Raw genomic sequence first — 13,273 nt, 5'->3', positions numbered from 1 at the left:
GGTACTTCACCGGTCCTCATAATAGATGTCCCAGCACCCGGAGAATAACGCCGCGGCGAGGAAGAAGTCTGGCAAGATAGGCGTTTTGCCGAATCGTCGGCCGTTCGGACTATTGGGCCAGGGCGGTTTCAGGCTCACTGACTTCGGCCAGTCGCGTCTGAATTTCGGTCCAACGCTGCGCAAGATCACGATTCTTGTGGAAGGCCGCCTTCATCTCGTTGCGCGAGCGGGTGATTTCGTTGCTGAGGGCCAAACACTGCGCCTTCATCAGGTCTCGCTCTGCCTCAGAACGGGCGAGCTCCTTTTTGGTGTCAGCAATTTCGGCATCGTGGAAGGCAACCTGCCGCTTGCCATTTGCCAGAGCCGAATTCAACGATGCTACGTCCTTTTCGGCGGCCAGCTTCAGGTCAGCCGCCATCGATATTTGACGATTCAACTCGTGAAATAGCATGTTGAAATCCGTCAGCTGACGTTCGTACTTTCCGTCGAAGACACGCTGCGGGGGGTCGCCCGGCTGCGCCTCCTGCTGATCCCTGACGTAGGCGTCGACGCGTTCCGGCGGCAGCATCTTCGATAGCGCCTCTTTATCCAAACCTGTGAAGAGGCCGTGGCGATCGATCGGCATGACTTCGTACATCGTCCAGTTGCCGGCACTGGTCGCCACGCGTTTGAGTTGACGGTCCGACATCTTCAGGCTGGGCTCGAGCGCCACGGTCTTGTCGCCGGCCTCGGCGACCTGGAATTCGCCAAGGTAGCTGTTGGGGTCAAAAACGAAGAGCACCATTTTCGCCGTCAGACGATGTGGCGATGGCTGTTCGACGGCAACGGTACCTTTACCCGTGTTCGAATTGAATGGGCGTTCCGGATTCACGCTCGACCAGACACGGCCCCTATCGACCACGACATCGTGCAACTGGGCGCGCGCGTCGCGAACCTCCTGAGCCAGCGTATCGAGATTCGGTCCGGGCGGCCCGTTGACGGTCTGCTGCACGCTGTTCTGCCACAAGTTCACTTCCCTGCGCCAAGCATCGTTGGTCTTCAGCAGGCGCAGCGAGAGATAAAAAAACGGCAGGATGGCCACAAAGATCAGCCCTACTAGCACCTTGCTCCAGATACTCATGGTGCCTCAGAATTGCGCCGCGCCGGCGGGCAGAAAAAAGGGGGCAGATCCCCATGAGCGTGTTCGACCCGGCATCGGCTCACGCCATGACCGGCCACTTCATAGGGCGATATGTGACAACAACTTACGATTCGCCTGCTTCGATCGATATTAGGCACGCTTGCGGTGTGTGTCAATCGGCGCGGTCTGGGCAAGTACTCCCCGTAGACTGTCGATGCCGGGTAGCCCTCCCACTTTCAAGATTGGGAGGCCGCAAAGTCAGCACAGTCCATACATTCGCTTAAGTCGCGTCAGCTTAACGCCGAATTGTATCACGACGAACCGGGAATGCTGCGCTTCCGTCGGTTCGTCGAGAATAGGCCGGCCAAACAAGAAAGTCCACCACGTACGACAGCAGTCGGGTACTTGCCGTACCGCTGAAAGGTCCACAGCATTGAGCGACGATTCATTGGCAAATGCTAACAGGTGCTGGCAGAGCCACCTGGCTCTCATGCTGGCCGTCGCTGCCTTCGCAGCGCCGGGCTGTACGCGCAATTTCTACCGCACGCAGGCGGACTCGGAAGTTTCCTACACGGTACACCAACTGTCGAGTCTGTCCGGTAATCCGCTGGAGTATTTCAACGTATACACGGATCCCCGTTCGCGGTTGTTCGATAGCCTGAACCCGGACCGTCCGCCGATGCCGCCAGATGATCCGGCCGCCCATAAGTTGATGCACTCGGTGAACTACATGCCGGGTTATCGCAAGTGGTATCGCAACGGAGTCACGCCGGTCGTGGATCTAGGCTGTTGGCAGCAGTATCTGCCGGCCGCCAACGAGGACGGCATGATCCCATTGAACATGGCAACCGCGATGGAGTTGGCGCGATTGAACTCCCGCGATTACCAGTCGCAATTGGAAACTCTCTACCAGGCGGCGCTCGACGTGTCTGCCGAAAGATTTCGATTTACCACGCAATGGTTTAACGATCCCTCGGCGACGTACAACAACCTAGGACCGGCTGCTATCGGCGGTCCAGCGGCCACCTGGACGCTGACGAATGATTTACAAGCACAAAAGCTATTTGGCGGTGGCGGTCAATTGCTGGTCGAAGTGGCCAACACACTGACTTGGAACCTGATCGGTAATAACACCGCGACTAATACCTTGGCCAGTTTCAACTTCACTCAGCCGCTGCTGCGCGAGGCGGGCAGGGCGTTTATCATGGAACGACTAACGCTCGTCGAACGAACGCTGTTGTACAGCATCCGCCAAATGGAGCAGTATCGCCGCGCTTACTATGCGTTCATCGCCACGGGCCGTAGCACCGGTCTTGGTCCACAGCGCGTGGGCGGTGTGTTCGGTACGGCCGGCTTGGGAGGTTTCACCGGTGTCGGTACGAACGGGTTTGGACAGGTTGGTACCGCGGTTGCCGCGACGTCCAATCCGGCCCTCGGAGGCAGCTCCAGCGGCGCCGGTGCCGCGCAAGCGAATGGGTTCATTGGCATCCTGCAGGACATAATGCAGATTCGCAATCAAGAGGCGAACGTCGCCGGCCTGCGCGACAGTCTGGCCCAGCTGCAAGCCGCTTACGAAGCCGGCCGCATCGACCGGTTTCAAGTCGACCTGACCCGGCAGTCGCTGTATCTAAACGAAAGCCAGGTGCTGAATGCCAAGGTCGTGATGGAGAACCTGTTGGATTCCTTCAAGGTGAATATGGGTTTGCCGCCCGATGTGAACTTTGTCGTCGAGGATCCATTCCTCAGCCGTTTCAAGTTGATCGATCCGGACATGACGCGCATCCAAAACCACGTCACGGTCGTGGTCGAAAAGGTGCGCAACCCGGGCGGTCCACTCAGCATCGCCGACTTGCAGGGTTTCCTCGCCGGCCTGGAAACAATCGAGGCGGAAATCATTGCCCACCTGGATATTGTCGCCGAAGACTTCCGCAAGTTGGATGACCGTTTGCCCACGCGACGTGCCACCTTGCGGCGCCTGCAACTGCGGCCAGAGTACGACCGCGGCGACGTCGAACCCGAGGCGTACAGTGTCGACCTCCTTGATGAGCGGATCGAGACGCTCAAGGACGACCATCAGGATTTGCTCGACCGGTTGAAACAGGACTGGGCGACGTTCGACGATTTGCGGCGCGACGTCCCAGACCTCGACGCCGAGGTGGGGCGACGCCGTCTGCTCGATGCCGGCACGGCGCTGTCGGCCCAGATTCTAGAACTGACTCTTGTGCAGGCGCGGGCACGCCTTGATGCGATTGAGTTGGTGCCGATCAATCTTCTTCCGACCCAAGCGATGGTCATCGCGAGCGCCAATCGGCCCGATTGGAAAAACACCCGCGCCAGCGTCATCGACTCATGGCGGCTGATCGAGTTCAACGCCAATGACTTGCGGTCTGGATTGAGCGTGGTATTCAGCGGCGATATCGACACGACGAACAACAATCCAGTGAAATTCCGCGGCACCACCGGCGATCTGAGCGTGGGGATCCAGTTTGATACCCCGTTAACACGGTTGAATGAACGCAACAACTACCGCCAATCGCTCATCACCTATCAGCAGGCGCGCCGCCGTTGGATGGCGTACGTCGACACCATTCACCAGACCCTGCGGCAGGAAATTCGCCAGATTAATCTCAACCAGATCAACTTTGAACAGAACCGGGCCGCGGTGGGAATTGCCATCGAAAAGGTCGACATCGCCCGGTTGCGATTGATGCAGCCGCCGGCGCCGGGCGAAACCACTACGTTCAGTAATACCTTTGCCCGCGATTTATTGCAGGCTCTTAACGATCTGCTGCAAGCACAGAATGACTTCATGAGCATTTGGGTGAACTACGAGGTGCAGCGGATCGCGCTCGATTTCGACCTAGGGATCATGCAGTTGGACGATCGCGGCATGTGGGTGGATCCAGGCCCGCTGGACGGTTCAAAGCTGATGGAAGAGTTTGTGACTGACTGCGAGCCTGAAGAGCTGCCGTTCGCCCGCCAGTCGGCCGAAGATGCGGCGCGCCAGGAACAGATGCTGCGCGACGGCAAGACCGAGCAGGAACGTGTCGAAGAGGAGCTGCCGCCGCCCGACCCCCATACGACCGACGCCGTCGAAAATGACCCGGAGAGGGAGTTCGACGCACCGGAGCCGGACGAAGTCGTCGCCGTCAAAGTGAGGTCGCCGGTCCAACACCCTGTGGTCGGCCAGCAACCGGTCGTAAGGTTCCGCCTGGTTGCCGGCGAAGAGCCGGTCGAAGGAAGCTCAGCGGAGGGGGTCAAGCAGGCCGACCATCGGGGGGATTAGGCATCCCTGGGAGGAATTGCGGCGCCAAAACCGCGCCCGGTCCGCTCGGCCCAATCCGGGGTTAAATAGGTGTGGTGACACGCGCCGTCCAGGCGGGTAGAATCAACATGGGTTTATGCCTACCCCTCTCGGCCCTATACGGACCCCGCCCGGGCCGCGAGCCGCCGTCACAACATTTTGGTGACTCATGCCCTTCGTACGTAGACCGTCAGGTCGATCCTTTTATTCCGCACCAGGCCGCTCGGTGCGTCGCGGTTTTTCGCTGACCGGACTGGCCGCGGTATTGGGTTTCCTGGGGGCAATCCTGGCCGGCGGATTTTGGTTCTTGAAGCCGATGCTCTTTTCAGAGCAGCAGGATACGACCTACATGGTCGACCGTGTCACGTCGGGCGTTTTCACGCACGATGTCGTCGAACGGGGCGAGATCGAAAGCTCCAGCAATGTCGAGGTCCGTAGTCAGGTGCAATCGCGCACCTCCGGGGCCGGCGGCGGAACAGCAATCATCGAAATCGTGCCCGAAGGCACAATGGTGCAAGAAGGCGAATTCATCGTCAAGCTGGACGACTCGGCATTGCGTGACGAATTGACGCAGCAGCAGAGCGTGGTCAACGCCAGCGACTCGCTCGTCATCCAGTCGGTGGCCAATCTCGAGACCGCCAAGATTACCAAGGAAGAGTACGAGCAAGGAACGTTCAAGCAGGACGAGGAAACGCTGCAAAGCGCCGCATTCGTCGCCGAAGAGAATCTGCGTCGCGCCCAAGAGTACGCTCGGCACAGCGAGCGGCTGGCCGCGCGCGGTTACGTCACACAGGTGCAGTTGGAGGCTGACAAGTTCGCCGTCAAGAAGGCCGAGGCCGACCTGGCCCTGGCCAACACAAAGCTGATGGTCCTTCGCAGCTTTACCAAGAGGAAGATGGTCGAACAGTTCGAGGCGAATATCAAGATCGCCGAGGCCAAACTCAAGGCCGACGAGAAAACCAACACGATCGACAAAGCCAAGCTGGAATTCGTCCAGTCGCAAATCGATAAATGCATCATCAACGCTCCGGCCGTTGGCCAGGTTGTATACGCCAACGAGAGTGGCGGTCGCGGCGGCAATGACATTGTCATTCAAGAAGGCACGGTCGTCCGCGAGCGGCAAGTGATTGTCCGCCTGCCGGACCCCACCAAAATGCAGGTCAAGGCACGCATCAACGAGTCGCGCATCGATTACGTTCGTGCAGGGTTGCCGGTGGTCATACATCTTGACGCCTTGCCGGGAGCCGAATTGTCCGGCACGGTGAAGCGCGTCAGCGACTACCCGCTTCCTACCGGTTGGTTCGGCAGCAACGTCAAGGAGTACGCGACATTCGTCGAGATCCATAATCCACCAGATGCGATGCGTCCCGGCATGACGGCCGAGGTCGCTATCCGCACCGAGCAGATGGAGAACGCGTTGCAACTGCCCGCCCAGGCGGTGTTCGAACGTGGCGGCAAGCATTGGTGCATCGTCCCCGAAGGGTCGAAACTGCTGGCGAAGGAAGTCAAAATCGGCGCCACTAACGACAAGTTCGTGGTCCTTCGCGAAGGATTGGCAAAGGATGCCATGGTGCTCAGCAACCCGCGCAAATACCTCAAAGAAGTCGATTTGCCCGCCACGACTGATGACGATCAGAAGCAAATGATGGCCAAGATGCCTCCTCCCAAGGGAGACGGCGAGGGAGATGGTTCCAAACGAGTTGCTGCGGCCGAAGGCGGCCCTGGCGGCGGCGGCAAAAAGGGTCGCGGCGGTGCCGGTGGTGGTCCGGCCGCGATGTTGGCCAGGCTCATGGAGAATGACCAAAACAAGGACGGCAAGCTCGAAGCGTCCGAACTGTCGGAAATGCCCGAGCAGATGCGCAGCGGCTTGATGCGCGCCGATACCAACAGCGATTCGTTCCTCGACCGTGCCGAACTCACCAAAGCTGTACAGGCCTTTAGCGCCGGCGGCGGCGGTCGACCACCTGGTACGGGCGGTGGAGGCGGAGCGGCGCCATGAACCTCGCCTTCCGAGTCGAGGATCTCAAGAAAGAGTATGTGCTCGGCGGCGAAACGGTTCACGCTCTGCGGGGCGTGACCATTGAAGTGCCCGAAGGGGACTACGTCGCGATCATGGGGCCCTCGGGCTCGGGGAAAAGCACGCTGCTGAATCTGCTGGGATGCCTCGATCGTCCCTCGTCGGGCAAGTACTTCCTAGGTGGCGACGACGTGGCCACGATGTCGGACGACCGCCTCTCGTCGGTCCGTGCCAGCCGCATTGGCTTCGTTTTTCAGTCGTACAACCTGATCGCGCAATTAACCGTTGTCGAGAATATCGAGGTCCCGCTTTACTACGGCGGGAACCTGAATGCGGCAACACGCGCGCGATGCATCGAGCTGGCGAACATGGTCGGCTTGGGGCAACGGCTGGGGCACCGCCCCACCCAGCTTTCCGGCGGCCAGCAGCAGCGCGCTGCGATCGCGCGCAGTCTGGTGAATGATCCCTACTTCATGCTGGCGGACGAGCCTACGGGCAATCTGGACTCGGTCACATCACACGAGATTCTCGATCTGTTGGCTCGACTCAATCGAGAAGAGGGCAAGACCATCATCATGGTCACGCACGAAGAAGATGTTGCCGAACGAGCCAAGCGCGTTATTCGGCTCAGAGACGGGTTTTTACAATCGGACGTGCGGCGATGACACTAGGACTGCGCACCTGGCAACTGGGCATTAAAAGCCTGCTGTTGCACCCGTTACGCTCGCTGCTGACGGTGCTGGGTATTTTCATCGGTGTAGCCAGCGTTATTTGGTTGTTGGCAATTGGCGAAGGAATCAGCAAAAAGGCTCAGGAGCAGATCGAAAGTCTGGGGGCCGACAATATCATCGTGCGCTCGGTCAAACCGCCGAATGAGTCACTGCCAGACAGTCGCGGCCCGATTCCCTACGGACTGAAGCGAGACGACTACGAACGGCTGCTGACCATCAAAACGATCGATCGGGCCCTGAAGATTCGCGAGCTGCGCCGTCAGTTTCGCCACAATGATCGGCTTGTCGACGGACGTCTCGTGGGTTGCACGCCCGAGTACGCCCAGGTCACGCACCTGGAAGTCGATCGGGGCCATTTCATTACCGACGCTGAATTGGAGCAGAAGGAAAAAACGTGCGCCCTTTCGGCCGAGGTCGCGGCCAGGTTATTTCCCTTCGAGAATCCGATTGGCGCAAGCATCCGCATTGAGGAAGACTATTACATCGTCGTGGGCGTCATGAGGCCGCGCGAGGCTACGGCCGGTATCGGTGGATCGCTGGCCGCGCAGGACTTTGCCGACGACGTGTACATTCCCATCAGTACATTGTGGACGCGCATTGGCGACATCGTCGTCACGCGGCGCAGCGGATCGTTCGAGGGCGAAATACTTGAATTATCGCAAGTGACTTTGCGCGTCGACAAGATCGACAACGTCTTGGCTACCGCCGATGTCGTGCGCAACATCGTCGCCGCGAAGCACCGCATCGCCGACTACTCGATCACGGTCCCACTGGATTTGCTCGAGCAGGCCAAAACGACGCGCCTGATGTTCATCGTGTTTATGGGATTGATTGCCGCTATCTCGCTCATCGTCGGCGGCATCGGCATCATGAACATCATGTTGGCCACGGTTACTGAGCGCACCCGCGAGATCGGCATTCGCCGCGCTCTGGGAGCCAAACGCGGCGATATTACGCGACAGTTCCTCGTCGAAACGATTGTGCTGTCGATCGTGGGTGGGTTGAGCGGCGTGGCCGGTGGGCTGACCTGCGGCATTGTCACCGAGGCGGCCCGCTCTGGCATGGAGTATTTCTTCCCGCAAGTGATGGAAAACCTGCCGGAGGTAGTGCACACCATCTCGCCCCAGATCGTGCCCTGGTCGATTCCCGTGGCCTTCGGCATCTCTGTGGCTGTGGGAGTGATCTTCGGCCTCTATCCCGCGACCCGCGCGGCGGCGATGGATCCCATCGAAGCGTTGCGGCACGAATAACGCCACCCCAGTCGCTGCTGCGCAACGCATTGATGCGTTGCACTCGATTCATTCAATCGCCGGGGCGTGGGCGAATTGCCCGAGCGCCGCTACCAGTCTTTCGAGCATATCCGTGTCATGTGCGGCCGACAGGCTGATTCGCAAACGCGATTGACCTGCCGGAACGCTGGGTGGGCGAATCGCGGGCACATAAAGCCCCTGCGCGAACAGCTGCTTGGCCAGCGCGACGGCCTGCTGCGGCTCGCCGATCAGCAGCGGAATGATCTGGCTCTCAGAGCGGCCCACGTCCCATCCCTGCGCCACAAGCTTAGCTCGCAGGTCCACGGCGAGCGCTAATACACGTTGTCGACGATCAGGCTCGTTACGCACGATACGCAGTGCGGCGTGCGCGGCTGCGCAGGCAGAGGGCAGCGGGGCGGTCGAGAAAATGTACGCCCGGGCGCGATTCACCAACCAGTCGATCAGCGACCGTCTTCCGCATACGAATCCGCCCATCCCCCCCAATGCCTTGCTGAGCGTTCCGACCCGAATGTCGACGCGCTGCGCGACGCCCAGATATTCGGCCACGCCTCGCCCGCTTGCGCCAAAGACTCCCGTAGCATGGGCTTCGTCAACCATCAGCATGGCCCGATGCCGCTCGGCAAGCCCGGCCAACTCCACTAGCGGTGCAAAATCGCCATCCATGCTGAACAATGCGTCGGTCACGATCAGACGACGTCTGGCATGACGGGTGCTGGCCATGATTTCTTCGAGCCGTCGCCAGTCGCAGTGCGGATAGACGTGTACGTCGGCGCGCGAGAGTCGACATCCGTCGATCAGGCTGGCGTGGTTCAACTCGTCGGCGTAGACCGCATCGCCGCGCGAGACAACGGCCGAGACCGTGGCCAGATTGGCGGCAAAACCGGTTGGGAAAACGATCGCAGCTTCGGTGCCTTCGAACGCTGCCAGCGCCGCTTCCAATTCCTCATGGGCAGCACCGCGGCCAGCCAACAGGGGGCTAGCGGCACTTCCCCATCCTTGCTCTTCGAGGCAGATTCGCGCCGCAGCGAGCACGCGCGGATCAGCTGCCAGGCCGAGATAGTCGTTCGAACCGAAGTTGACGTACGTTTTGCCACCTACGTCCAGCAGTGCGCCGGCGGGCCCCTGATGCGTCAATCGCCGCCGCAGCAAACCTTGCAGGTCGAGCGACGACAGCTCTTCTTCGATCCAATCCAACGGGCGTTCGTTTGGCGGCATGGCTTATTTCCGTCGGCCTGCGCCGTGACCTAATTTCACGATCGTCTCGAACTCGCGTTTGCTGACCGGTTGCACCGACAGGCGCGACCCGCGTCGTAGTAACTCCATTTTCGCAAGAGCGGATACGGTACGCAGGCTGTCGAGCGACTGCGGCTCGGCAAAGATCTCTTCGAACTGGATGTCTACCATGTACCAGATGGGTTTCTCGGCCGTGGACTTGGGGTCGAAATGGTGATTCGTTTTTTGCCAGGCCGTATGGTCGGGATATCCGTCGCGAACCACAATCGCGGTGCCGACGACCGCAGTTGGGTCGGCGTTGGAATGATAGAACAGGACGCGATCCCCCTCCTTGATATCGTCGCGCAGAAAATTGCGCGCTTGATAGTTGCGCACGCCGTCCCAGAATGCAGTTTGCTTGGGGGCGGCGGCCAGATCCTGGATCGAAAAGCTTTCCGGCTCTGTCTTGAACAACCAAAAGTGGGTGGATCGTGGCATGAGGAACGCGTGGACGTTGGAGTAGCGGGGGATTAAACGACGGCGAGGCTCGATTCTAAGGCACGGGCCCGGCTCCCAAAAGGCTCCTGATCGGGCAAACAGCACAGCCTGGCTGGCCCGCGCTGTGCCTGGTGGCCAGCAGCAGCTCTATAGTCCCAAGATCAACGCCTGCTTTGACTAAAAGTGCCCGCTCACGATCGCAATTACGAGGCGCCTACAAGATGGCGACCCTAGCGGCAACTCTCCTGGCAGACATGACTACGGCACACGCCACAGGCCAGGAAGACATTCGACCAAATCATCCGGCAGCGATCGACTGGCAGGCTGCCTTAGCCGCGCACGATCGCTGGTTGCGGATGGTGATACGCACGCGTTTGGGGGATTGGCAAGAAGTTGATGAGGTGCTGCAAGAGGTCTCGCTAGCGGCCGTGGCTCAGCGCGCCCCGCTCGCCGATCCGACCAAGGTGGCGCCCTGGCTATACCGCTTGGCTGTGCGGCAAGTGCTTATCTATCGCCGAAAGCACGGCCGGCGCCGTAAGCTCGTCGACCGCTTTTCCAGCCAGACCCAGCCAACCGAAGTGGATCGTCGCACGATGGATCCGCTTCAATGGCTATTGGCCGTCGAACGCGGACGGCTGGTGCGATTGGCCTTGGCCAGATTGCCGCGGCGTGACGCCGAGATCTTGCTGCTTAAGTATTCCGAGGATTGGAGTTACCACGACATCGCGGCCAATTTGGGGATCAGCCATAGCGCTGTCGAGGCGCGATTGCATCGGGCCCGGCAGCGGTTGCGTGGCGAGTTGGCTGCGACGAACGTGATCGAGGTCTAAATATGAGTCAGACTGATATGGAATTTACTTCGGACAAGCAGCACCAGCTCGATTTGCTGGTCGACGGGGAACTAAGCGAAGTCAATCGACGACGATTGCTGGTGTCGTTCGACGGGCAGCCCGGCGCGTGGCGCCGCTGCGCGCTAGCGTTTCTCGAAGCTCAGACCTGGCGGAACGAGGCCCGCACCCTCGAACGTGGCGCTGGAGAATCGCGTTCGTCTGTTCGTCCACTTATCGCCATTTCTTCCCAGGAGCGCGTAAGTGCGGTCGTCCCGCCGGCGGTGATACGACGGTGGTGGTCGGTCGGCGGTGGGCTGTCCTTGGCCATGGCCGCCTGCTTTTTGGTGGCGTTTTCGTTGGGTTGGATGATTCGTTCCCCGGGATTTGCGAGCGTCCAAGACGCCAGAGTCGATCCGCCTGCGATTGTCGCGGTTGCCTCGGCGGATTCGCCGCGCGCGCCAGGAATCGCCAGCGATGGCACGGAGTCTGCTGATCGCTGGGGTACGGTGACGTTGATCATGGATGGCGGACCGAACGACCAGCGGGAGATCTCGTACCCCGTGATCGAAGGTGCCGGCCGCGACGATCATTGGCTCGACGCGCCCGAGCCCGTTGTGTCGCGCGAATTACGCGATGCGCTCGAGCGATTGGGTCATCACGTTGACGAGCGCAGGCAATTCGTGCCGTTGGATCTGCAGGACGGCCGACAGTTGATCGTTCCGGTGGATGAAGTGGAGTTCACGCCCGTCGGAATGCGGGCCTATCAGTAATACTCACGACAGCGTGTTCGCAATCAATACCAGACGATTCCTGTCAGGCAAAAAAGGAGACCGCGATGCGAATTCATTCATGGCGGGTGTTGTCGACGGTGGCGGCGTCCGCCCTACTATTGGTGGGGACGAAAATCGCCGCGTTTGGGCAACAGACGTTGCTTTCGTCAGAGAACGTGGACATTGAAAATGTTGCGCCCGGAAACGTCGAGGCTGAAACTCTTCTGACCGAGGACATCCACGGTGCGCTGCCTGCCGACGACGAATACTGGCTCGGCGTGCAGTGTGCTGACGTTAGCGATGAGCTGCGCGACGAGCTCAAGCTGGACAAGGTCGAAGGCGTCGTGGTGATGGATGTCGTGGTCGACAGCCCCGCCGCCAAGGCGGCACTGCAACAGAATGACGTCCTCTTGGCGGCGGGAGACGAAGTGCTTGGTAACCCGCGCGACCTGGTCAAAGCCGTGCGCAAGGTCAAGGACAAAGAGCTGAAACTGAAGCTGATTCGCGGGGGGGAACGCAAGGAAATCACTGTCAAGCCGGAGAAGCGGCGCGAGGTCGAGTCAGGTCAACAATTGTGGCGTGACCCGAATGGCGAGCGTTTCAACTTGCGAATCTTCCGGCCGGGCCACGTGCTACCGGCGCGCATGGCGGTGCAGTTGAAGCGTCATGAGTTACCAGACGACATGACCGTCACGATCAGCAAGCACGGCAAGGATCCGGCCAAAATCAAGGTGCAGCAAGCGGAAACGACCTGGGAAGCGACCGAGGAAAACCTCGACAATCTGCCCGAAGAAATTCGCCCACACGTCGAGCCGATGCTGGGCCGGCTGACGATGCCGCTGCCCCCGGGCTTGGGAGACGTCATGATGTACGTGCCGAATGCTGAAAAGCTTACGGGGCATGTTTACGCTGCCCGCTCGGCCGCCAAGAAGGCCGCCGTCGGCGCTGAGTCGGCGGCTCGTGCCACCGGACGTGACCTTGACGAGGCGGGACGCCAAGCCATCCACGAAGCCGAGCAGCAAGCCCGCGAGATTGTTCACCAGTCGCGGGAAAAGGTCCGTGAGGCGCATCGCGCGGCCGAAAAAGCTGCCATCGAACAAGCTGATGTCGCGATCGACAAAGCCGATTCAGCAGTCCAGCGCGGCCGTGCGCGGCTCGACAAGCACTACGAAGAAAAACTCGACGAAGTCGATCGCCGGCTAGAAGAACTGCGCGGCATCGTCAAATCATTGCGGGAAAGTCGTCAGTAGTGGGCGGCAGGCAGTGGATAGGAAACGAGCCCGAAAGGAAATAAACGGTCTCTATGATATCCAACGCCTTCTGCCAAGCGATCCGGTCACGATAACTCCGAGCGATCATGCCTTGCCCAAACATCAATACTAGAGCGCTTCCAAGCTAGCTCGCACGCTAGCTTAGTTTTGGATTTCTGAGTGATGTTAGGCAGAATGTGGGTACTTCTTTTGAGGAGGATTCCCATGCAAGCCTATTCGATGGACCTGCGGGTGCGAGTGATGGCCGAC

At 59.9% G+C, this 13,273-nt stretch carries 10 protein-coding genes; 7 read left to right on the top strand and 3 right to left on the bottom strand.

What is annotated here, in order from left to right:
* Positions 1–109: 109 nt before the first annotated feature.
* Positions 110–1,120, bottom strand: a complete 1,011-nt coding sequence (locus VGG64_10545; GenBank protein ID HEY1600032.1) for a hypothetical protein — start codon at positions 1,118–1,120, stop codon at positions 110–112.
* A gap of 433 nt (positions 1,121–1,553) precedes the next feature.
* Here VGG64_10545 and VGG64_10540 point away from each other — a divergent pair, with 433 nt between their 5' ends.
* The 4 genes from VGG64_10540 (at position 1,554) to VGG64_10525 (ending at position 8,422) form a co-directional block, all read left to right on the top strand.
* Positions 1,554–4,406: a TolC family protein gene (locus tag VGG64_10540; protein HEY1600031.1), complete on the top strand. Its 2,853-nt coding sequence runs from the start codon at positions 1,554–1,556 to the stop codon at positions 4,404–4,406.
* A 244-nt stretch (positions 4,407–4,650) separates the two neighbouring features.
* Complete coding sequence (locus VGG64_10535; GenBank protein ID HEY1600030.1) at positions 4,651–6,423, top strand: HlyD family efflux transporter periplasmic adaptor subunit; 1,773 nt, start codon at positions 4,651–4,653, stop codon at positions 6,421–6,423.
* Positions 6,420–7,106 (top strand): ABC transporter ATP-binding protein, encoded by a 687-nt coding sequence (locus VGG64_10530; GenBank protein ID HEY1600029.1) that lies wholly within the window; start codon positions 6,420–6,422, stop codon positions 7,104–7,106. The genes VGG64_10535 and VGG64_10530 overlap by 4 nt, the downstream gene beginning before the upstream one ends.
* A complete protein-coding gene (locus tag VGG64_10525; protein ID HEY1600028.1) occupies positions 7,103–8,422 on the top strand; it encodes an ABC transporter permease in 1,320 nt (439 codons plus the stop codon). Before VGG64_10530 ends, VGG64_10525 begins: the two co-directional genes overlap by 4 nt.
* A gap of 48 nt (positions 8,423–8,470) precedes the next feature.
* Here VGG64_10525 and bioF read toward each other — a convergent pair whose 3' ends face one another.
* Together bioF and VGG64_10515 are read right to left on the bottom strand one after the other, a co-directional pair.
* Entirely contained in the window at positions 8,471–9,658 is a 1,188-nt protein-coding gene (bioF, locus tag VGG64_10520; GenBank protein ID HEY1600027.1) for an 8-amino-7-oxononanoate synthase, read from the bottom strand.
* A 3-nt stretch (positions 9,659–9,661) separates the two neighbouring features.
* On the bottom strand, positions 9,662–10,153 hold the full coding sequence (locus tag VGG64_10515; GenBank protein HEY1600026.1) for an EVE domain-containing protein: 492 nt from the start codon (positions 10,151–10,153) through the stop codon (positions 9,662–9,664).
* 221 nt (positions 10,154–10,374) lie between these two features.
* Here VGG64_10515 and VGG64_10510 point away from each other — a divergent pair, with 221 nt between their 5' ends.
* The 3 genes from VGG64_10510 (at position 10,375) to VGG64_10500 (ending at position 13,003) form a co-directional block, all read left to right on the top strand.
* Positions 10,375–10,983: an RNA polymerase sigma factor gene (locus tag VGG64_10510; protein ID HEY1600025.1), complete on the top strand. Its 609-nt coding sequence runs from the start codon at positions 10,375–10,377 to the stop codon at positions 10,981–10,983.
* A gap of 2 nt (positions 10,984–10,985) precedes the next feature.
* The gene (locus VGG64_10505) at positions 10,986–11,753 is read left to right on the top strand and encodes a hypothetical protein (GenBank protein ID HEY1600024.1); all 768 of its coding nucleotides are present in this window, start codon (positions 10,986–10,988) and stop codon (positions 11,751–11,753) included.
* 65 nt (positions 11,754–11,818) lie between these two features.
* Positions 11,819–13,003, top strand: a complete 1,185-nt coding sequence (locus VGG64_10500; GenBank protein HEY1600023.1) for a PDZ domain-containing protein — start codon at positions 11,819–11,821, stop codon at positions 13,001–13,003.
* Positions 13,004–13,273 lie beyond the last annotated feature (270 nt).

The sequence above is a fragment of the Pirellulales bacterium genome, assembly GCA_036490175.1.
In the GTDB taxonomy this organism is placed as follows: Bacteria; Planctomycetota; Planctomycetia; order Pirellulales; family JACPPG01; genus JACPPG01.
This window is presented reverse-complemented; position numbering and strand designations above follow the sequence as displayed.